This window comes from Sulfurospirillum diekertiae, assembly GCF_011769985.2.
Lineage (GTDB): Bacteria > Campylobacterota > Campylobacteria > Campylobacterales > Sulfurospirillaceae > Sulfurospirillum > Sulfurospirillum diekertiae.
The window spans coordinates 1,399,759-1,420,433 of record NZ_CP039734.2 but is presented as its reverse complement, the minus strand read 5'-3'; the positions used below and the strand labels follow the sequence as shown (position 1 = coordinate 1,420,433).

24 protein-coding genes are annotated in these 20,675 nt (G+C 37.5%); 11 read left to right on the top strand and 13 right to left on the bottom strand.

All coding sequences use genetic code 11. From position 1 onward, the window contains the following. Window positions 1-25 precede the first annotated feature (25 nt). Both FA584_RS07325 and FA584_RS07320 read left to right on the top strand, forming a co-directional pair. Window positions 26-1,195 (top strand): pyridoxal phosphate-dependent aminotransferase, encoded by a 1,170-nt coding sequence (locus FA584_RS07325; protein WP_087438701.1) that lies wholly within the window; start codon window positions 26-28, stop codon window positions 1,193-1,195. A gap of 122 nt (window positions 1,196-1,317) precedes the next feature. Beyond that, entirely contained in the window at window positions 1,318-2,514 is a 1,197-nt protein-coding gene (locus FA584_RS07320) for an NAD(P)-dependent oxidoreductase (protein ID WP_167749016.1), read from the top strand. 50 nt (window positions 2,515-2,564) lie between these two features. Here the strand turns inward: FA584_RS07320 and FA584_RS07315 are convergent, their stop codons facing one another. The 6 genes from FA584_RS07315 to FA584_RS07290 all read right to left on the bottom strand — a co-directional run bounded on the left by FA584_RS07315 (window position 2,565) and on the right by FA584_RS07290 (window position 7,106). Next, the gene (locus tag FA584_RS07315) at window positions 2,565-2,810 is read right to left on the bottom strand and encodes a hypothetical protein (protein WP_087438699.1); all 246 of its coding nucleotides are present in this window, start codon (window positions 2,808-2,810) and stop codon (window positions 2,565-2,567) included. Window positions 2,811-2,822: 12 nt separating this feature from the next. Continuing rightward, the gene (gene lpxD / locus FA584_RS07310) at window positions 2,823-3,773 is read right to left on the bottom strand and encodes a UDP-3-O-(3-hydroxymyristoyl)glucosamine N-acyltransferase (RefSeq protein ID WP_167749015.1); all 951 of its coding nucleotides are present in this window, start codon (window positions 3,771-3,773) and stop codon (window positions 2,823-2,825) included. Then, window positions 3,773-4,234 (bottom strand): acetolactate synthase small subunit, encoded by a 462-nt coding sequence (ilvN, locus tag FA584_RS07305; protein ID WP_087439863.1) that lies wholly within the window; start codon window positions 4,232-4,234, stop codon window positions 3,773-3,775. The genes lpxD and ilvN overlap by 1 nt, the downstream gene beginning before the upstream one ends. Before the next feature lie 12 nt (window positions 4,235-4,246). Next, a complete protein-coding gene (locus tag FA584_RS07300; protein WP_087438697.1) occupies window positions 4,247-5,938 on the bottom strand; it encodes an acetolactate synthase large subunit in 1,692 nt (563 codons plus the stop codon). A 96-nt stretch (window positions 5,939-6,034) separates the two neighbouring features. After that, window positions 6,035-6,940, bottom strand: coding sequence for a Ppx/GppA phosphatase family protein (locus tag FA584_RS07295; RefSeq protein ID WP_167749014.1), 906 nt, complete (start codon window positions 6,938-6,940; stop codon window positions 6,035-6,037). A gap of 7 nt (window positions 6,941-6,947) precedes the next feature. Then, window positions 6,948-7,106, bottom strand: a complete 159-nt coding sequence (locus FA584_RS07290; protein ID WP_191342036.1) for a hypothetical protein — start codon at window positions 7,104-7,106, stop codon at window positions 6,948-6,950. A 263-nt stretch (window positions 7,107-7,369) separates the two neighbouring features. On the opposite strand from FA584_RS07290, the gene FA584_RS07285 reads away from it, so the two are divergent. The 9 genes from FA584_RS07285 to FA584_RS07245 all read left to right on the top strand — a co-directional run bounded on the left by FA584_RS07285 (window position 7,370) and on the right by FA584_RS07245 (window position 14,537). Further along, window positions 7,370-8,845, top strand: a complete 1,476-nt coding sequence (locus tag FA584_RS07285) for an NAD(P)/FAD-dependent oxidoreductase (RefSeq protein WP_167749013.1) — start codon at window positions 7,370-7,372, stop codon at window positions 8,843-8,845. A 32-nt stretch (window positions 8,846-8,877) separates the two neighbouring features. Continuing rightward, window positions 8,878-9,255 carry a c-type cytochrome gene (locus tag FA584_RS07280; protein WP_161492017.1) on the top strand — a complete coding sequence of 126 codons (378 nt, stop codon included), beginning with the start codon at window positions 8,878-8,880 and terminating at the stop codon, window positions 9,253-9,255. A gap of 56 nt (window positions 9,256-9,311) precedes the next feature. Beyond that, window positions 9,312-10,442: a cytochrome b/b6 domain-containing protein gene (locus FA584_RS07275; RefSeq protein WP_167749012.1), complete on the top strand. Its 1,131-nt coding sequence runs from the start codon at window positions 9,312-9,314 to the stop codon at window positions 10,440-10,442. A gap of 63 nt (window positions 10,443-10,505) precedes the next feature. Next, the gene (locus FA584_RS07270; protein ID WP_167749011.1) at window positions 10,506-11,285 is read left to right on the top strand and encodes a pyridoxine 5'-phosphate synthase; all 780 of its coding nucleotides are present in this window, start codon (window positions 10,506-10,508) and stop codon (window positions 11,283-11,285) included. After that, window positions 11,282-12,217 carry a 4-hydroxythreonine-4-phosphate dehydrogenase gene (gene pdxA / locus FA584_RS07265; RefSeq protein ID WP_087438691.1) on the top strand — a complete coding sequence of 312 codons (936 nt, stop codon included), beginning with the start codon at window positions 11,282-11,284 and terminating at the stop codon, window positions 12,215-12,217. The genes FA584_RS07270 and pdxA overlap by 4 nt, the downstream gene beginning before the upstream one ends. 111 nt (window positions 12,218-12,328) lie before the next feature. Further along, on the top strand, window positions 12,329-12,976 hold the full coding sequence (gene cbiM / locus FA584_RS07260) for a cobalt transporter CbiM (protein WP_167749010.1): 648 nt from the start codon (window positions 12,329-12,331) through the stop codon (window positions 12,974-12,976). Further along, entirely contained in the window at window positions 12,973-13,254 is a 282-nt protein-coding gene (locus FA584_RS07255) for a PDGLE domain-containing protein (RefSeq protein ID WP_167749009.1), read from the top strand. Before cbiM ends, FA584_RS07255 begins: the two co-directional genes overlap by 4 nt. After that, window positions 13,244-13,798, top strand: a complete 555-nt coding sequence (locus tag FA584_RS07250) for a hypothetical protein (protein WP_167749008.1) — start codon at window positions 13,244-13,246, stop codon at window positions 13,796-13,798. Before FA584_RS07255 ends, FA584_RS07250 begins: the two co-directional genes overlap by 11 nt. Then, complete coding sequence (locus FA584_RS07245) at window positions 13,785-14,537, top strand: energy-coupling factor ABC transporter ATP-binding protein (protein WP_167749007.1); 753 nt, start codon at window positions 13,785-13,787, stop codon at window positions 14,535-14,537. Before FA584_RS07250 ends, FA584_RS07245 begins: the two co-directional genes overlap by 14 nt. On the opposite strand, the gene mnmH is transcribed toward FA584_RS07245, so the two are convergent. The 7 genes from mnmH to FA584_RS07210 are packed head-to-tail and all read right to left on the bottom strand — an operon-like array spanning window position 14,534 to window position 20,599. Then, the gene (gene mnmH / locus FA584_RS07240) at window positions 14,534-15,547 is read right to left on the bottom strand and encodes a tRNA 2-selenouridine(34) synthase MnmH (RefSeq protein WP_167749006.1); all 1,014 of its coding nucleotides are present in this window, start codon (window positions 15,545-15,547) and stop codon (window positions 14,534-14,536) included. The genes FA584_RS07245 and mnmH overlap by 4 nt on opposite strands. Next, on the bottom strand, window positions 15,541-16,032 hold the full coding sequence (locus FA584_RS07235; protein ID WP_167749005.1) for an HIT family protein: 492 nt from the start codon (window positions 16,030-16,032) through the stop codon (window positions 15,541-15,543). The genes mnmH and FA584_RS07235 overlap by 7 nt, the downstream gene beginning before the upstream one ends. Next, window positions 16,032-16,820, bottom strand: a complete 789-nt coding sequence (gene trpC / locus FA584_RS07230) for an indole-3-glycerol phosphate synthase TrpC (RefSeq protein ID WP_167750602.1) — start codon at window positions 16,818-16,820, stop codon at window positions 16,032-16,034. Before trpC ends, FA584_RS07235 begins: the two co-directional genes overlap by 1 nt. Then, entirely contained in the window at window positions 16,817-18,088 is a 1,272-nt protein-coding gene (locus FA584_RS07225; RefSeq protein WP_167749004.1) for a tetratricopeptide repeat protein, read from the bottom strand. Before FA584_RS07225 ends, trpC begins: the two co-directional genes overlap by 4 nt. Then, window positions 18,064-18,444 (bottom strand): YkgJ family cysteine cluster protein, encoded by a 381-nt coding sequence (locus FA584_RS07220; RefSeq protein WP_096046675.1) that lies wholly within the window; start codon window positions 18,442-18,444, stop codon window positions 18,064-18,066. Before FA584_RS07220 ends, FA584_RS07225 begins: the two co-directional genes overlap by 25 nt. Further along, the gene (locus tag FA584_RS07215) at window positions 18,432-19,130 is read right to left on the bottom strand and encodes a tRNA1(Val) (adenine(37)-N6)-methyltransferase (protein WP_096046674.1); all 699 of its coding nucleotides are present in this window, start codon (window positions 19,128-19,130) and stop codon (window positions 18,432-18,434) included. The genes FA584_RS07220 and FA584_RS07215 overlap by 13 nt, the downstream gene beginning before the upstream one ends. 2 nt (window positions 19,131-19,132) lie before the next feature. Next, window positions 19,133-20,599 (bottom strand): coiled-coil domain-containing protein, encoded by a 1,467-nt coding sequence (locus tag FA584_RS07210; protein WP_167749003.1) that lies wholly within the window; start codon window positions 20,597-20,599, stop codon window positions 19,133-19,135. Window positions 20,600-20,675: the final 76 nt, after the last annotated feature.

The window sequence follows — 20,675 nt, the reverse complement described above, 5'->3', positions numbered from 1 at the left end:
CGATATTTTTATAGAGGAATGTTTCATGCTATCAAAAAGAATCCAAGTCTTATCACCCTCTTTAACTTTGGCTATTACGGCTTTAGCAAGAGATCTTAAAGCTCAAGGAAGAGATATTCTTAGCTTTTCGGCTGGTGAACCAGATTTTGACATACCACAACGTGTCAAAGATGCCGCGATTGAAGCCATTCAAAATGGTTTTTCAAAATATACTGCAGTAGCAGGTACGCCCGAAGTGCTTAAAGCAATTGCTGGCAAACTTAAGCGTGAAAATAACCTCGATTACAAGCCTTCTCAAATTGTAGTCAACGTTGGTGCAAAACACTCATTGTTTAACATTTTTCAGGCGATTCTTAATGAGGGTGATGAAGTGATTATTCCTTCACCTTATTGGGTAACCTATCCTGAAATTGTGAAATACTCTGGTGGTACACCTGTGTTTATAGAGACAGATGAAGCAACTGGCTTTAAAATAACACCAGCACAACTGAAATCTGCCATTACACCTAAAACAAAAGTGCTTTTGTTCAATACGCCATCCAATCCAACGGGAGCTGTTTATTCAAAAGTCGAACTTGAAGGTTTAGCTGAAGTTCTTAAGGGAACCAATGTTTTAGTGGTTTCGGATGAGATGTATGAGAAAATTTTATTTGATCATTTGAAATTCACCTCTGTTGCATCGATTAGTGAAGATATGTTCAACCGAACTATTACTGTCAACGGTTTGAGTAAATCTGTCTCGATGACAGGATGGCGATTTGGCTATTTAGCCTGCCCTATTAAAGAGATTGTAGATGCGATTGTTGATCTTCAAGGTCAAAGTACCTCTAATATCAATTCTATTACGCAAAAAGCAGCCATTCCAGCGCTTAATGGCCTTGTAGATGATGATATTGAAAATATGCGTGCAGCTTTTGAGAGGCGTAGAAATATGGCATATGATTTACTGAACAATATTAAAGGTATTTCAGTCATGAAACCAGAAGGTGCTTTTTACCTTTATGTCAATACCAAAGCTGTTGAAAATGATTCAATGAAGTTTTGTGCAAAACTCTTAGAAGAAAAAGGTGTTGCCGTGGTTCCAGGTCTTGGTTTTGGATCAGATGGTTATTTTAGACTCTCTTTTGCAACCGACGATACCACGATTCAAGATGGTATAGGACGTATTAAAGCGTTTGTTGAAAACTACAAATAACTCTTATTGAAGGGCACTTTTTAAAAAGTGCCCTCTTCTTTCAAAAATATTCTTCAATATTAATATGGTTTTGGTACAATTCCGACATTATTTTTACATACACACTCTTATAAAGGTTAGACATGAATAAATATGTCATCACACTTGCGAAAACATGCTTGGGCTGTAAAAAACCATCGTGTCGTACGGGATGTCCTGTTGGCACACCCATTCCAGAAATGATTCGTCTTTTTTTAGCAGGAGAAATTAAAAAAGCAGGAAAAATGCTTTTTGACAATAATCCTCTTTCTGTTATCTGTTCTATGGTTTGTCCACATGAAAAACATTGTGAAGGTCACTGTATTCTCAATAAAAAAGGAACGGCAGTCAGTGTTGGAAGTATTGAAAATTATATTTCTGATCTTTACATAAACGATCTTCAGTTTGAAAAACCTGTAAAAAATGGTAAAAAAGTGGCGATTATTGGAAGTGGTCCTGCGGGAATCTCTTTAGCCGTTATTTTAGGTGCTAAAGGCTATGAAATTACAATGTACGATGCTCACGATAAAATTGGTGGAGTATTACGCTACGGTATTCCTGATTTTAGGCTCAATAAAGATATCTTAGACACGATTGAAACGAAATTACGCCAATTGGATGTTACAATTCGCCCTAATATAACGGTGGGTAAAAACATTACCATTGGTGATCTTTTTAGAGATGAATTTAAAGCTGTTTTTATTGGTACAGGGGTTTGGTCTCCTAAAAAACTTGGTATTAAAGGTGAAAGTTTAGGTCATGTCCATTTTGCTATTGACTATCTCAAAAATCCTTCGGTATATCGTTTAGGAGAAACCGTTGTGGTTTTAGGTGCGGGAAATGTTGCTATGGATGTTGCTAGAACGGCGGTCAGACACGGTGCTCGTGAAGTGATCATTATGTACCGTAAAGGTATGGAAGATATTCCCGCATCGCACCATGAAGTTGAATGTGCCAAAATTGATGGTGTTAAGTTTGAGCTTTACAAACAGCCTATTGAAATTAGTGAAAAAGGTGTTATTTACAGTAGCACGGATGCAAGTGGCGAAGAAGGTTTACTTGAAGCAGATTCTATTTTAGTGGCTATTAGTCAAAATCCTAAAGATAACATTGTTCAAACTGCGAAACAGATTGAAGTCGATGGTAAAGGTTTGGTTGTGACGGATGAGTGTGGGCGGACTACTATGGAAGGCGTTTTTGCTTCAGGTGATGTGGTCACAGGAGCTAGAACGGTTGTTGAAGCAGTTGCCTTTTCAAAACGCGTTGCTGTGGCTATCGAAGAGTATATTGATACACTTTAGGAGAGAATGAGTTTTACATGTAAAAGCTTTACATGTAAAACTCTTAAATATTATTTTGTCTCTGTTCCAAAACGTGCTTTTGCATCTTGAAGAGCACTAATAAGTTCATCAAGATTCTCATAAGGAATATGTGCTTTCCAATCAGGTTCTTCCCCACTTTTTTTCAGTGCAATACCAATACTTACAACAGGGAATGATCCATTTCCATATGGCTCTTCCAAATGTGAGACTGAAATCATTCCATTTTTTGTTCCTGCTAAGGGAAATTTAGTAAGTATCGTGTTTTTTCCGCCCATGACGTAATCCTTTTAATTCTTTTTAAAAAATTTTGCGAGTTTTGCTTGCGTTTTCAACCACTCATTTTGTAATGTGAGTGGAAAACCGCCGTAAATTTTACCGCCTTCAATCGACTTTGAAACACCACCACGTGCTGCGATGGTTGCAAAATCACCAATCTCCAAATGTCCAGCTGTGGCACTTTGTCCACCCATAATGACATTACGTCCCAATTTTGTCGAGCCTGAAATACCTGTTTGAGCCACTAAAATACAGGCTTGCCCTATTTCACAATTATGTCCAATCTGAACCAGATTATCTATTTTTGTTCCTTTTTGAATAATCGTTGATCCAAAAACAGCACGATCAATTGTTGTATTTGATCCCACTTCAACATCTTCTTCAAGGATAACATTGCCACTATGATAGATTTTAATATGCTCACCCATTTTTGTATGAGCATAGCCAAAACCATCGCTTCCTATAATCGCCCCTGCTTGAATAATACAGTTATCTTGGATGATTGAATCATCATACACAACAACATTAGGGAAAATTTTAACGTTTTTACCAATTTTAACATTGGCACCAATGGTGACGTTCGGCATAATCTCTGTGTCTTCCTCAACCACACTATTGCTACCAATAACCACATTTGGACTAATGAAACATTTTTCTGAAATATGGGCAGGTGAAGAGGTATCAAAGGCTTTTTTAGCAAAATATATACTTGCATACGCCATACTTAAATGGGGATTGTCACTGATAAGCGCTTGAGATGTTTTGGGTAGATATGCTTGATACGCTGAGGAAAGAATCACAACGCCTGCTTTTGTATTTTGCAAGTCAGTTAAAAGTTTTGGATTGTCAAAGAAAGTAATTTGAGAGGAAGTTGCCTCCTTGAGTGTTGCAAAAGAGGTAACTTCCTTATCTATACCTGAAAATTCAAGCGAAATTGCTTGAGCAAGAAGGCTAAGTTTCATTAAATATCCATTGCGACAGAGCCGCTTCTTACGATGTCTGTTGGGTTGTATTTTTTAACCGCTTTTAAAAAATTATCGATACGATCATAATCATCTGCAACCATGACAACGATAAAATCCTCACCACTACTCGCAATCGTTCCATTATACGCTTTAAGCATGGCATCAAGCCCATTAAAGTCTTCATTGAGAGGAATCTTGACCAGCGCCATCTCTTTTTCAACAAACTGACCTGATTCTATGACTTTGTACGTAGGTATCAATTTATGCAATTGCTTTACAATTTGCTCCAAAACAGGAGCACTGCCTGAGGTCACAATCGTCAACCGTGATAGATTTGTTTTAGGTATTGGCGCAACTGTAAGTGAGTCAATATTGTAACCACGTCCTGCAAAAAGACCTGATATACGTGACAAAACACCGTCTTCATTTAAAACGATAACCGATAAAACTCTTCTGATATGTTCCATCGCTTACTCCTTATACTCAAGCATCATATTGTAAAGCGTTCCACCTGCTGGAACCATTGGTAAAACGTTCTCAAAGCGATCAACTTGAACGTCAATCATACAGACAGTGTTACTTTCAACAGCCTCTTTAAGGGCTTTATCAAACTCATCTTTGGTTTTAACTCTAAAACCGCGTCCTCCAAAGCTCTCAACCAGTTTGACAAAGTCAGGCTGTACTGAAAGATCGGTTGAAGAGTAGCGTTTATTGTAAAAGAATGTTTGCCATTGACGAACCATTCCCAAGAACTGATTATTTAAGATGATATTAACCACAGCTACTTTATTTTCAACGGCAGTCATCAACTCTTGAATATTCATCAAAATAGAACCATCACCCGTAAAATTGATAACAGTTTTTGAAGGCACCGCCACTTTGGCACCAATGGCTGCTGGAAGACCATAACCCATCGTTCCGAGTCCACCACTCGTAATCCATTGACGAGGATAAGAGAAAGGATAAAACTGTGCTGCCCACATTTGGTGCTGCCCAACATCCGTACAGATAATGGCTTTATCACCAAGTATCTCACCAACGCGCTCTATCGCCCATTGTGGTTTAAGAATCTCATTTGAATCTTCATATTTCAATGGATGGATTTCACCATAACGCTTTAACAAATCACGCCAAGGTTTATATTTGTTTTCATCAATTTGTTCTTTGGCTAAAGGAATCATCGCCTCTACAACATTTTTAAGATCACCTACGATGGGATAATCAATTGGAACAATTTTTCCAATACTACTTGGATCGATATCAACATGAATGATTTTAGCATGTTTTGCAAATTCGCTCAGTTTTCCTGTAACCCTGTCATCAAAACGTGGTCCAAAAGCAATCATGAGGTCTGCTTCGCTCATGGCCATATTGGCGCTATAGCAGCCGTGCATTCCAAGCATTCCAAGTAGTAATGGGTTTTCATCGCCCATAACGCCGCGCGCCATCAACGTCTCAACCGCAGGAATGCCGCAGATTTTTGCAAATTCACGTACTTCATCACTTGCATTTGAGTTAATCGCACCACCGCCAATATAAAGAACAGGACGTTTTGCTAAAGCAATAGCTTCAATCGCTTTTTTAATCTGTCTTGGATTGCCTTTGTAGGTTGGCTTATAGGTTTGCATTTTAATTTCACTTGGATAGGCGAAATGGCCAATTTGTGCTGTGACATCTTTGGGAATATCGACATGAACAGGACCAGGACGACCACTTCGTGCAATGTAAAATGCCTCTTTTAAAATACGTGGCAAATCTTTGACATCTTTAACTAAGTAGTTATGTTTGACACAAGGACGACTAATACCTACCGCATCAATCTCTTGAAACGCATCGGTTCCAATCATACTAATAGGAACTTGACCGCTAATCACAACCATAGGGATAGAATCCATATAGGCTGTTGCAAGACCTGTGACAGCATTGGTAAAACCAGGACCACTGGTAACAAAGGCAACGCCTACATCACCCGTTGCGCGTGCATAACCATCTGCTGCATGTAAAGCTGCTTGTTCGTGTCGTGTTAAAATATGTTTAAAATAGTTTTGTTTGTAAACTTCATCATAAACATTCATGATAGCACCACCAGGATAGCCAAAGACGACGCTGACATTCTCCTTACGTAGTGCTTCTATGACCATTTGGGAACCGCTTAACTCCATGACCTCTCCTTTCATATTTTTGATGATACTTCTTGTAAAAAAAGTGGGTTATTATAGCAAATAAAGATTAAAGAAGGCTCATTTTTGGGGCATATGTTATGATTTGTTCAAATTGTAACACTGCTCAAGTGCGACACCTTCTCTGAGTCCATCATCAATTACGATGCAACTTTCAAAGCCAAGTTTTTTCATAATTGCTTTGACAATTAAGATACCAACAATGACTAAATCCCTACGATTCGTGCCTGTATAACGCTCTGCATCTTCTTCATTCATCAAAGATAAACGCTCATATGCTTCATCAAAATCCTTTACATGTAAAACGGTTCCATTCACAATAGTCGCATCATAATGAGCATAATCCAAGCCTTTTAAAAATGCGGCAACCGTTGTTGGTGTTCCTGCTGTTGTTACTAATTGTAAAAAATTGGAAGAAATTGGATCGTGTTGAGTCATAAAATCATCAATGGAATTAACGATACGCGTTACATGTAATTCACGATCAAGTGAATATCTCTCCGCTACATTGATAATTCCAAAAGGAAAGCTTTGTGACTGTTTTGTACCATCTTTGCAAAAGGTAAATTCTGTTGAACCTCCACCAAGGTCAAATAAGGCATAGGTTTGATGTTTAAACCCTTCGCGCTTGAGGGCATTTTCAACAGCAAGTGATGTGAGATATGCTTCTTTTTCACCTGTTATAATCTGAAAAGTAAGGCCAAAAATTGTTTCGATTTCTTTTAAAATTTCCCCAGCATTCGAAGCAATGCGCATCGCTTCAGTGGTTACACAGAAACAGCGTTCATTTTTAAAATCAAAGATATGAGAGGCTTCATATAGGGCATTCAAGATATTTTGTTTGGAAGATTCACAAATCAATCCCGTTACATGTAAATCTTTACCTGTGCGCACAATTTTTTCATAAACATGAATACGCTCTTTTGTTTGACAATCCATTTGTACAATTCGCAAGGTATTGGAACCTAAATCACAGCCAATCATCTTCAGCCTATTTTTTTCGAAAGAGCTTCATAAAAGCGCTGATAATAAGGCGTACAAGACCTAAAAAGAGATAAACAATCGTCGTATACAAAAGTGGATGATATGGCATCTTTTGTGTACTCAGATGCATTAGATGCTCTATAGGGTGTGTCAGCCATTGATTCATATGCATTCCCAATGACAAGACAATAAAAATCAGGATAAATATAAAAAATTCTTTTTTCAATAAAGACCTTCGCAATAATAATAAATAGATGATTTTATGTAAACAAAACTTAATAATAGGTTGCATAATATAACATTATAACGACAATTTTAGAATATTATAAATAACTAAAATAATGAGGTATAATTTTTTTAACCAAGGGAAGCCTCAGAATGTTGGAAGTAGAATGGGGAGAACATACAAACAAAAAGGATGGGCAAACTATGAAATCAGACAAAATCATTGAGGAAATACTCATTGAGATTGAGAAGCATGAAGGTGGGATGTCTCGCCGTAATGCGATGAAACTTTTAGCAGCATCGCCAATTGCTGCGAGTGTCTTAGCGGGCGCTGCAACGGCAACAGAAGCACATGCTTCTAATTCCAATGCTACTGGTAAGATAGTCATTGTGGGTGGTGGCCTTGCAGGTGTCGCAACGGCTGCAAAATTGACACATAGACTCTCTAATCCTGATATTACAATTATTGAGCCAAACCCAAAATCAGTTTCGTATCAGCCTGGGCAAACACTGATCGCTGCTGGTGTGTGGAAAAAAAGTGACATTACCTATGAAACTGAAAATTTTATTCCTAAAGGTGTGAAATGGATCAAAGACTCTGTCGTAACGTTTGATCCACAAAATAATAAAGTAAAAACAGCCGATGGTACGGAAATTAGCTACGATTATCTTGTTGTCGCAACAGGATTAATGCTTAATTTTGGTGCTATAAAAGGGCTAGAAGGCGAAATTACTTCTTCTGGTGCCAATAATGACGTTGTTCGTAATAAAGTAGGAAAAGATGGTGTTTACTCTATCTATTTTGCGGATGGTGCTGTTGATACACAAAAAGGTATTGAAGAACTGATTGCTAAAGCAAAAGCGCATAAGGGATCCGAAAAACTCCAAGCAATTTTTACCGATCCTGATACTGCTATTAAATGTGGTGGAGCTCCTAAGAAAATTATGTACATCACACATGATTTACTCAAAAAAGCAGGTGTTCGCGATAAAGTAGAATTAACCTTCTGCCCATCAGGTGATAAAATGTTTGGTGTGCCTGAATATAGCGCTGCTATTTTAGAGCAATTTAAAGCAAGAGACTTTAAATGGGAATTTAAAACCAATTTAGTAGCGATTGATACAGAGAAAAAAGTAGCGACATTTGAGAAAAAATGGCTTGAAAAAGGTGAGTATGACGAAGACCTTAAAGAATATACCATGGTTTCTATGAGTAAAAAAGTTGATAAAAACTACGATTTTATTCATATTACTCCTCCACAAAAAGCATCAGATATTGTTGGTAAATCGCCTATTGGTTCAAGCAAAGGCTGGGTTCCTGTTGTGAAAGAAACCCTTCAACATGTAACCTATAAAAACGTTTTTGCCCTTGGTGATATTGCTGCTGTTCCTATGGGAAAAACAGGTGGTAGTGCGCGTAAACAATATCCTGTTGTTGCAGAGAACCTCATTGCTGTTATGGAAAAACAAGAAAAACTTCCTGCTGCCTACGATGGTTATACGGTTTGTCCTTTGATTACGAGTATTGGAACGGTTATGCTTGCTGAGTTTAATTGGACAGCAAAACCTACACCTTCTTTCCCTCTTGATCCAACACAAGAGCGCTGGATTTGGTGGTTGCTTAAAGTCTATGCACTTAAACCTATGACAGTTTATGGCATGCTCTCTGGCAGAGCCTAATTTTGTTGATGATACATAAAAAGGAAAAACTTATGAAAAAAATGAATTTAGCACTTTCTCTAGCAGCAGTTGCCTTAGTTGTTTTAAGCGGGTGTGGTGATAAACCAAAATCGGATGTTGCTACTTATAAATATACTCCAGCACAAGTTTATGCTGAGACTTGCGTACATTGTCATGGTCCAAAAGGCGAAGGTATCGCTGAGAAGAAAGCACCTGCGCTGACCAAGCAAAGTATTCAAGAACTTGAAATGTCACTTTTTGATATTAAAAATGGTGGTCTTGGACAGTCCACAGCAAGTGAGCATGATATTATGGAACATAATATGAAGAAGCTGGCTGAAAAAGGCTACGACTACGATATTAAAATGATGGCAAACTACCTTCACAATGCGTTCTATGTTGCTAAATAAAATTTGAATATGATGTTTTTGGTGTACAACACACCAAAAACATCTGAAAGTTACTTATGAATAAAAGATCTGATGAAGTTTTTGTTTGGCCGTTGTGTACACGTATTATTCATTGGATTATTGCTACTTCTTTTCTCCTTGCTTTTGTGACATCTTTCGATCGCACTCTGTTTGAATGGCATCTTGCTTTTGGTTTTATTTTTGGAATCATGTTGCTTTTTAGAATTATTTGGGGATTTTTTGGTCCTAATTATGCAACGTTTAAAACGTTCAAATTAAAATACAGTGAGCTTCAAAGCTATTTTATTGAAAAAGTGCAAAACAGATGGCGAAAAATTCATGCAGGACATAATGCCGCATCAAGTTGGTTTACACTGATTGTTTTAGGTTTGGGGAGTTGGATTGTTTTGAGTGGACTTTTACTGCAAGGGACACAAGAAGCAAGCGGTCTTTTTTCACGTTTAAATGCGCATTATTTTCGCTTTTCTTCGGCATTGCTATTGTTTCATGAAATACTTTCTTATCTCCTTTTTACTTGGGCAATGATTCATATTGTAGGTGTTTTAATTGAACAGTTTTACCATAAGACACATATGCTTTTTGCAATGATTACAGGGTATAAAAAAGCGGAAGGTCAAGATGCAGCTGTTTCGATAGTACGACATCTTTTTGCCTATTCAGCAATTATTTTATCTATGATGACGCTCTTTTTTGTTGCGCGACCTCAGGATACTTTTTTAACAAAGAGCTTATTTGAGCGGCGAGATTTTAAAGCTGAAAATAGCACTTTTTATGAAAAATGCAGTAAATGTCATAAGATCTATCCACCATTTATGTTACCACATGACTCATGGATTCGTCTTATGGATGGTCTTGAAAACCACTTTGGTGAACAGATTAGAGAAAATAACATTACTCAAAGCGAGCAAATGAATATTAAAGCGTATCTTTTAAGCCATAGTGCAGAGAGCTCGTCTCATAAACTTGCTTTTAAAACCTTAGAATCACTGGGCGAGATGCGTCCTATTTCCATGAGTAAAGTTCCCTATTGGCGAGAAGCACACAAAAATATTGATAAAAAAGTCTATCAATCTTTACATGTAAAAAATGCTTCAAATTGTTTTGCTTGTCATGAAGATTTTGAATATGGGATATTGGAAAATAGACGTATCCATATACCTAGATAATGATGAAACTTTTTCGAAATCATATTTTGGCTATAATAATTCCTAAAAACGAAGGATGTCATAATGCTTCTAGGCGTAAATATCGATCATATTGCAGTGCTTAGAGAGGCACGAAAGATTAACGATCCTGATCCACTTGATGCAGTTTCTTTGGTTAAACGTGCTGGAGCTGATCAGATTACCATCCATTTGCGAGAAGATAGACGTCATATTAATGACGATGATGCTAAAAAAATTATTGAAACGTCTCAACTTCCTATCAATTTAGAGTGTTCTATTAATGCCGAAATTATTGACAAAGTGCTTCAATTACATCCGCATCGAGCTACGCTTGTTCCAGAAAAGCGTGAAGAAGTGACAACAGAAGGTGGACTGGATGTTGTTAAAAACAAAGAGATCATTACAGAGATCGCAAAAAGACTTAAAAAAGAGCATATTGAACTTTCGTTATTTATTGATCCCAATAGTGCTATGATCGAAGCTTCAAAAGAGATCAACGCTGAGTGGATTGAGTTACATACGGGATTGTATGCCAATATTTATGCGATGCTCTACTCTAATCTATCACGTTCAAGACACAGTATCAAAGAGCTTGAACTGGATCGTGAATCTTTACATGTAAAGCTCCTTGAAGCAACCCATGAGCTTGAAAAATCTGCAAAACAAGCACAGCAATTAGGGCTTAAGGTAGCTGCAGGGCATGGACTAAACTACCAAAATGTTAAGCGTATTTTAGATATCAAAGAGATTTGCGAGCTTAATATTGGGCAGAGTATTATCGCACGTTCCATTTTTGTAGGGTTTGAGACTGCCGTTAAAGAGTTGTTAGGATTAATACGATGAAAAAAATAGCGATTAGCATTGGAGATTTAAATGGTATTGGTTTAGAGATTGCTCTGCGCGCACATCAAGAGGTGCAAAAGCTCTGCGATCCAATTTATTGTATCAACGAAAATATGCTTGGTTGGGGCGCGGCACTTTTAGATTTAGATGTCCCTAGTGACTTTGAAATACGTGATTGTGGCAAGGTTTTTGAGATTGAAGCGGGTGTTTGTAGCGCTGAAGCGGGTGAAAGCTCATACGATTCGTTTATTACCGCTGTTGCACTGGCTAAAAGCAATGAAGTTAGCGGTATCGTCACGCTTCCTATTAACAAAGAGTCATGGGCCTTAGCAGGTCTTGAGTATAAGGGACACACCGATGCACTGAGCGATCTTTTGGGGTGTGAAGCCATTATGATGTTAGGTTGCGAAGAGATGTTTACCATACTTTACACTCATCACATTCCACTGCGCGATGTTCCGCATGAAATTAAAGCAAAAAAAATCAAACCTTTTTTGCTGAAAGTGTATGAAGAGATTGGCGAAGATCGTATCGCCGTTTTAGGACTTAACCCTCATGCAGGTGATCACGGTGTGATTGGCGATGAAGATGAAGAGATTAAGCGAGCGATTGAAAAAGCAAATAACTTTTTGGAACGTGAAGTCTTTGTAGGACCTTTCGTCCCTGATATGGCATTTTCAAAAGTCAATCGTGCAAAATTTCGTTATTTTGTCTGTATGTACCACGATCAAGGGTTGATTCCTCTTAAAGCACTTTACTTTGATGAGAGTATTAATGTAAGCCTTAATGCAGGTATTGTTCGCACATCTGTAGACCATGGAACGGCTTTTGACATCGCTTATAAAAATGAAAATCCTTCTACGCTTAGTTATATTAATGCCGTCAAAGAGGCCGTTAAACTTGCCACTGGAAAAACATTATTGACATTTTAATTCAAGTAATACTAAGACTAAAGATGTAATAATAATACTAGATTTAATTAAGTAATATTTAAATATTGCCTAATTATTATCTTAATATTACATCTTTGGAGGTCACGTATTATGCATATTCCAGATGGCTATCTCTCTCCTATCACATGTATCGCAACGTATGCTGCTGCATTTCCACTGTGGGTTATCGCATTTAAAAAACTCAAAGAAGAACTGAATGAAACAACACTTCCCCTCATAGCCTCTTTGAGTGCACTCAGTTTTATTATTATGATGTTTAACATCCCTATTCCGGGCGGAACCAGTGGACATGCTGTAGGTGCGTCACTCATTGCGATTTTATTCGGTCCATGGGTTGCATCTGTCTGTATCAGTCTTGTTTTATTGATTCAAGCACTCGTCTTTGGTGATGGAGGTATTACAACATTTGGGGCAAATGCCCTTGTAATGGCTTTTGCTGCCTCTTTCTCTTCTTATTATATTTTTAATATTTTTAAACAGAAAGCCTTTGCTTCTTTCTTAAGTGGTTGGGTTGGTATTGTTTGTGCATCAATTATTCTGTCGCTTTTCCTTGGTGTCCAACCCTTAATCGCAAGCGCCGATGGTCAGCCCCTCTATTTTCCTTTTGATTTTGCTTTGACCTTTCCTGCCGTTGTGGGTTCTCATGTACTCTTTTTTGGTGTGGTGGAAGGTATCTTTACAGCGATTGCCTATCGGTACATTGTCAAAAACCGTATTTATAAAGGAGCGAATGCATGAAAAAGATACTTTATCCCATACTTATCTTATTTATACTGATACCTCTTGGATTATTGAGTGAAAATCCTGCGTGGGCTGAGTGGGACAATGAATACTATCAAGAGGTTTTAGGTTTTATCCCCAGAGGGATTGAAAATGCTTTTCACTTAAGAGCACTAGCACCTGATTATACGATAGATGGGTTAAACGATGTCATCGCTTACTATCTTTCAGGGATGTTGGGAGTTGCTTTGATTTTTGGAATTTTCTATTTTCTCGGGAAAAAATTTGCGCGATAGAACTCTTTTTGGACTCTATCTTTTAGGGCTAGCTGTTATTCTAGCTAGCCATTCTTCTTATCTATTACTCTTTTTTGCTTTTATCTTGTTACTATTGGCTCGTTCTCAGTGGCTTAAAATGCTCAAAAAATCTTTTAAAGCGATTGTTTTTTTTAACATAGCCATTACCCTTGGATATTTGATAATTGCCCTTGTTCAGCAAAAACCTTGGTTGGACTATTTACTACTGTTTAACTTACGTGTTTTTGACTTAACCCTGACGACAATGCTTTTTTCCCATTATGTCAATATCGCACTTGCCCTCTCCTTTTCAAAAACATTGAGTTTTCTCTTGAGCATTTCACTTTCACAAATTTACAGCTACCAGAAGAGTTATGAAAATTTCATGTTAGCCCTTAAAAGTAGATTGATTAAAAAAATGAGTGAACGTGCTCAAAAAGAGTTTATTACCTCTGTCTTTGGTTATTTTTTTACCAAGGCATTGTATGATAGTGAAGAAAAAAGTTTGGCGCTTAAAGCAAGGGGATTTTTTGATAAAAGTTGACAATTTAGCGTATCAGTATGAAACACAATGTGTTTTAGATAAACTCTCATTTGAAGTTAAAGCGGGTGAAAAAGTTGTTTTACTAGGAAATAATGGAAGTGGCAAAAGCACGCTGCTTCGCATTCTTGCAGGACTTTATTTTGGCAAGGGAAACTATTTTTATAAAGATCAATTGATAACAAAAAAAAGCGTTGGTAAAACCTTTCGTAAAGAGATAGGGATTTTATTCCAAAATCCAGAAACAATGATGTTTAATCCAACAGTGTATGATGAGATTGCTTTTGGGCTTAGAGAGTTTGATGTGGAAAATGTCGACGAACGTGTCCATGCGATAGCTGAAAAATTTCATTTAACGCACCATCTTCAAAGCTCTCCTCTTAAACTGAGTGGTGGTGAAAAGCAAAAAGTTATGTTATGCGCTATTTTGGTTCTTGAGCCACAGTTTTTACTTTTAGATGAACCCACTGCCAATATGGATCCAAAAACAACAGGATGGTTTGTTGATATGCTCTCAGAAATGAATATCACAACCCTTATTTCAACCCATAATATCTCTTTAGCCTATGAACTTGGTGATAGAGCACTCGTTTTAAACGATAAACATCAATTGATTTATAATGGCGAAATTGAAGCGCTAATGAAAGATAAAAAGATACTGATTGAGGGAAATTTACTGCATCTTCATGCCCATAAACACAAAGACTTTCAGCACTCACACTATCATATGCATCATTTCTAGACGTTACTAAGCTTTACATGTAAAGCTTGAAGTGCTTGAATACTCTGGCTTTGATCGGCATTATCTATGACCAGATCAACCTTACGAGGTTTTTTATAGACTACATCATAATACTCTACTAAAAGTATCTTTGCTACCTCTGCGAGATGATTGCTCTCATATGCTATTTGGGCGGCTTCTTTCACACTCTTCTTAATATAAGGTGAAATCATTTGCATGGCTTGATTAAAAAAATCGGTTGTGATGCTCACATAATCTTTGAGAATTCGTTCAACGCGTTGTTCAAGAGGGGCAGTAATTTCGACACGAAAACCTTGTTGCATACGTTCATGTAACAGGGCGGGGATGGTACATTTTCCCATACGCTTACTCTCTGCTTCAATGAATATATAGGTATTTGGACTAATTTTACATAAAATTTCGCATAAAATATTTTCAAAGGCTTTTTGACTTGGTTGAGCTCCTTTAATACTACCAAAGCTCGAACCTAAATGATTGGCAAGCATTTCAAGATCAATGGACGGTTGTAGAATTTGTAAAAGCTCACTTTTCCCGCAACCTGTATTGCCCCCAAGTAAAATAAAATGGTGGTGCGGAATCGTTTCAAGATAGGTGAGTACGTGCAGGCGGTAGTTTTTATAGCCGCCCGTTAGTCTATACACTTGGTAGCCAATATGAGAGAGAATAATGGCAATAGAGCTAGATCTTAGCCCTCCTCTTGCACAATAGATACCAATTCTTGCACCAATTTTGTAATGTTTGGAAATCTCTTGAAGGTGGAGTGCAACATTTTGGCAAATATAACGAGCTCCTAGTATTTTTGCATCATTACGAGAAACTTGTTTATAGATGGTACCCACTTCTTGATGCTCAGCATCATTTAACGCATAGAAATTTTGAGCATTTGGAATGTGTGATTCATTAAATTCTTTGGGACTACGTGCATCAATCAAAAGATCAAAAGAGGATTTTTGGGTAATAAAGGCATCAATCTCGACATCATTTAACATGCAATATACTCAGGAATAAGCCCTTTAAGATGTTGGTAAATTTTTTCAAAATCAGTTCCATAAACTCTTGTGTCTGCAATTGTCGTTATAAAATTAGTATCACCCATCCAACGTGGTATAACATGGTAATGTATATGCTCAGCAATACCTGCTCCACCGCTTTTACCAAGATTCATACCTAAGTTGACACCGTGTGCTCCAAGACCCTGTTTAAGCATCTGTACACAACGCTGCACGATCAAAGAGATGTGTAACCATACTTCTGGCTCAAGCTCTTCAATGGCGTCTGTATGCTGATGGGGAATAACCATAAAGTGCCCTGGTGAGTAAGGGTAACGATTCATAACAATGAAACAGAGTTTATCGCGATAGAGTACATGATACTCTTCATCTTTTTCGGAATGTGCACTAATATTGCAAAAGACACATCCTTCGGGCTTATCACTAAAATAAGTATCACGCCATGGAGCATACAGATAGTTCATCAATCGACCTTTTTAATCGCTTCAAGAGAGGCTTGAATGTCAAGCTCACGCATAAAATATTCGCCAATCAAAAAGGCATCTGCACCCATCTTACTTAAATGTTTAATGATCTCTTTGTCGTTTAATCCACTCTCCGCAACAATGATTTTACCTTGTGGAATCAGTGGCATGAGTTTTTCGGTTAAACTCATATCCATCTCGAAAGTCTCAAGGTTACGGTGATTGATACCAATAATATTGGCTCCTGCAAAGATGGCTTTTATAAGATCTTCTTTATCATGGATTTCGACTAAAACTTCAAGTCCAAGTCGTAATGCGTACTCTAAAAGATGCTTTAATTCAGCTTTTGTCAGTGCTTTTGCAATCAATAATATAAAGTCAGCACCGTAAACAAGGGCTTCTAATATTTGGTATTCATCAACAATAAAGTCTTTGCGTAAAAGAGGCGTTGGTACATAACGTCGAATCTGGGTTAAATACTCTAAATTACCTTGAAAATAGTGAGGTTCTGTCAAAACGGAGATAGCATCAGCCCCACCGAGTTCATACGCCTTAGCAATGGTAAGAGGATCGAAATCAGCTTTGATAATACCTTTGCTTGGACTTGCTTTTTTGACTTCCGCAATAATGCGGTAAGGATTTTCTGGCGTAGATTTCAGATAAGGCTTTACATCACGAGGCATAAAAGGGTTAAAGGCAAGACTTCTGCCTAACCAATCCATCGTATACTCTTTTTTCTTTTTTTCTAAATCTTCACGGGTTCGTTTGATGATTTCATCTAAAATCATTGTGGCTTTTTCTCTTTCAAACATTTTTTAATGGCTTCAATATGGGCATTCACCTCTTCTTCGATGACATTGTCACCAAAGTATTTCATGATGGCATACGCTTCTTCGCATTTACCTTGCTTAAAGAGCCCCCAAGCAAGAGAATCCAAATAATAAGGTGAGTTTGGCTCTAATGCAAGGGCATCTTGTACTAAACGAATCCCTTTTGGTACATCAATATCATGGTCAATTAATAGATAACCATAGTAATTCATATACACGGAATCTTTGAGCAATCCTGTGACTTCTTCAAATTTTTTGGATATGGATTGCAATATTTCAGGTGTCAGTTTTGTCTTATTGAGCTCATATTCATAAATAGCCATTTTACCGAGATAATCAAGGTTCTTGCTCTCTTCGTAAAGCTTTTCAGCAAGAGCGTAGGCTTCTGTAAATTTTTTCTGTGTTGCATAAATTTGAATCAACATGTCTTGGTTTAAACCTGTTTTTTCCAAGAAGTGCGTTGCCCCTTTGATATCTTTCGTGTACAGCATTAATTCAACGATTTTTTTGGCGATCTCATCTGTTGGTTGTTCTTTATACAGTTTTTTATACGTAGCAATAAGTCCTTGAACATTGCGATCACGTCCATAAATCTCAATCAGTTTAAAACATGTATGTTCTCCGCAGCCTTCTACATTTGCATACGTTTCCAAATAAGCGACTGCGTCATCTTTACGCCCCAAAAAACGGTACAGAAGTTCAACAATATTGAGTAAAAGATCTTCTGACTGCTCTTGTTTGTAGGCACTTTCAAAATATTTAAGGGCTAAGTCATACTCTTTCATTTGCAAATAAAGATTGCCAGCGATACTGAGATGTTGTACTGTTTTATCGTACTCAATGAGTTTAAGAATCTCTTTTTCAGCTTCTTCATAGCGTTTCTCTTTAACAAGCTGTCCTACAAGCAGACGGTTAAAGTTTTTTTCCTCAGGATATTTTTGAATCCCTTGCATAATAAGATCACGTGCATCAGGATCACCTAAGACAAAGGCAAGACCTGCATCTTCCGTAAGATAAACTTTCTTTTGGCTCTGTTCATAAAGTGTATGATAAATTTTGCGTGCATTGACATAATCGCCATTTTGTTGATAATCTAATGCTTGTAAAATAAGGTTGTCTTCTTCTTCAAAAACTTTTTTTGTTGTCTCTTTGGTAACAACAACCTCTTTGGTGGCGCAACCAGCCAATAAAAAAAGGACGATTATAAACGAATAATACCGGGACATTCTGTGACTACCTCGTCAATATTTTCTTTAAAATATTCCCAAAATGGGAATGTACGACACTGTTGTGGACGTACGTCATAGATACGACACATCTTTTTTTCCATATCAAAAAAGACGCAACCATAGCCGCCTTCGTATGCGATTTCTTTAATCGTGAAACGATAGCGAATTTTTAGTAAATAGTTATTGATAAATTCCTCTTTTGATAAAGAAAGTTTCAAAGCAATAGCACGTATCTCCTCTTGCGTAACCCAAATGTATCCACTTTCTCCAATACAGCATTTACCAGAGCAACTTTGACACGCTTTGGGATCAAAAGCGTATGGATAGCCTTCATGTTTCATCATGCTTTCCATGGTACACTCTTTGTTTGAGATCGATCAAAAATAGTTTGTACATGAGGACTAAATGTTTCACCACTATAGATAAAAAGTGGTGGATGAATTTTACACAATGTTTTTGAGTTTTTACGTGCACGAATTAGTACCAAAGAAGCTTCTTTCTCTTCTTTTGGGTGTACAAAACAAATATCTTCCACATTCAATCCATTGGCAAGCAGTGTTGCCATCAAACTATCCAGTTGTTTGGCATCATAGCAGAAGAAAAAATAACCACGATTGGAAAGGCTTTTGGTAACTTTAGTGGCAAATGCAGTAAATGGAAGCGCACTACTGTGACGACTAAGACAGAGTGCATCGTTTTCACTTTTAACACCGCCTTTATGGTAAAAAGGTGGATTAGATACAATCATATCAAATTTATGCTCGAATTTCGCCTCTAAAAAATCTTTACATGTAAAGCTGGCGATCTCTATGTTATTCGCGTGTGCATTGGCTTTGGAAATTTCACAATTTTGAGCTTGAATGTCTAAAAGATTTACATGTAAAGCTGGAAAATCTCGTTTGAGTAAAAGCCCCAAAATACCGCAACCGCAACCAACATCCAGTAATTCACCTTTTGGTGTGAACGAGGCGATAAAATCATAAAGCAAAAGGGTATCACTGTTGTAGCGATACCCCTGTTCTGGCTGAAATAAGGTCATCGTTATTGATACACCCTTATCTGGAAGCCTCGTGCTTTGTCTTGCTCTATGTTAGACAGTGCATAGCTAATTTTTGCCCCTTCCCCAACATAAGTTTCAACAAGCTCTCCACCCGCTTTTGCTCTGGCTTTTCCAAGTCCAATGTTGGCAAGTCCACTAATACGATCAATTTCAGTGTCTTCAACACCCACTTTTTTATTTTTAATCAGTTTGAGTGAGGCGAAACCACCATTATCAACAATCGGCGCAACTTCAAAGAAATAGGAACTGTCATACTTGGCAAGGAACGTCTGCACCTCTTTTTTACACGTTTCTGAGATAGCATTGACACCTGTTCCCATATCGGTACAAGTTACTTTGTCAACCATAATAGGTTTATGTCCCTTGGAAGAGGTAGGTGCAGAAGTTTTTGTAGCTACCGCTGTCTTCGGCGTTGCTGTTTCTAACAATTTAATCTTTTCATTGAGCGTTTTGATCGTCTGCTCATTAGAGGCAATACGTTTTGTAAAGTCATCTTGTTGTTGCGCTAAAACACCCTCTTTTTGTTTGAGCTCTTTTTCGAGTGCGATGATTTTAAGGGTTTCATCTTTTTTACTAGCTCCTAATTGTGTCTCTTTGGCTTTGATATCGGCTTGGAGTGCTTTCGCTGCCTCTAAATATTGAAGCTCTTTTTGCTTGAACTCTTCCTTGAGTTTCGTTATATTCTCTTCCAGTGAAGCTTTAAGTGTTTCTGTTTTTTTGTAGTTTTCTTTATTGGCAACAATCGTGGCTTCTTTGGCTTTGAGCTCTTTTTCTAAAGCAATACTTTTAAGTGTCTCTTCTTTATTGAATGAGGCAATTTGGCTCTCTTTGGCTTTGAGATCTGCTTGCAATGCTTTGGTTGCTTCTAAGTTTTGAAGCTGTTGTTGTTTTGACTCTTCTTTGAGTTTTGCGAGTTTGTCTTCTGTTGCAACTCTTTGCGCTTCTAGTTTTTTCATCTCATCTTTAGAGGCTAAGAGTTGTGCCTCTTTGGCTTTGAGTTCTTTGTCCAAAGCAATGCTTTTAAGGGTTTCTTCTTTAGAGGAAGCTGCTAATTGTGACTCTTTAGCTTTGATCTCGTTTTGAAGTGCTTTGGTGGCTTCTAAATGTTGAAGCTCTTTTTGTTTAGACTCTTCTTTAAATTTCGTTAGATTTTCATCTGTTGAGGCTTTGAGGCCTTCGATTTTTTTCATTCCCTCTTTGGTTGCAAGAATTGTTGCTTCTTTAGCTTTAATCTCTTTATCTTTCTCTTTGAGCGCATCTAAATACTCAATCTCTTTACGGCGAAGTTCGTCTTTAAGTCCAACCATTTTTGAATCTTCACTCACACGATTTTTTTCAATCGTTGCAAGTTGCGCTTTAAGCTCTTCGACTTTTTTGTTGGTTGCCTTCGTTGCGTTATCTTCAGCATCTTTGAGCTTTACATGTAAATGTTTGAACCATTCCTTCATTGCGTGCATTCTCTGTCTGAATTTTTTGGAGTTCCTGTGCTTTACTTTTAATCTCTTTTTCTAAAGCAGAAGTTTT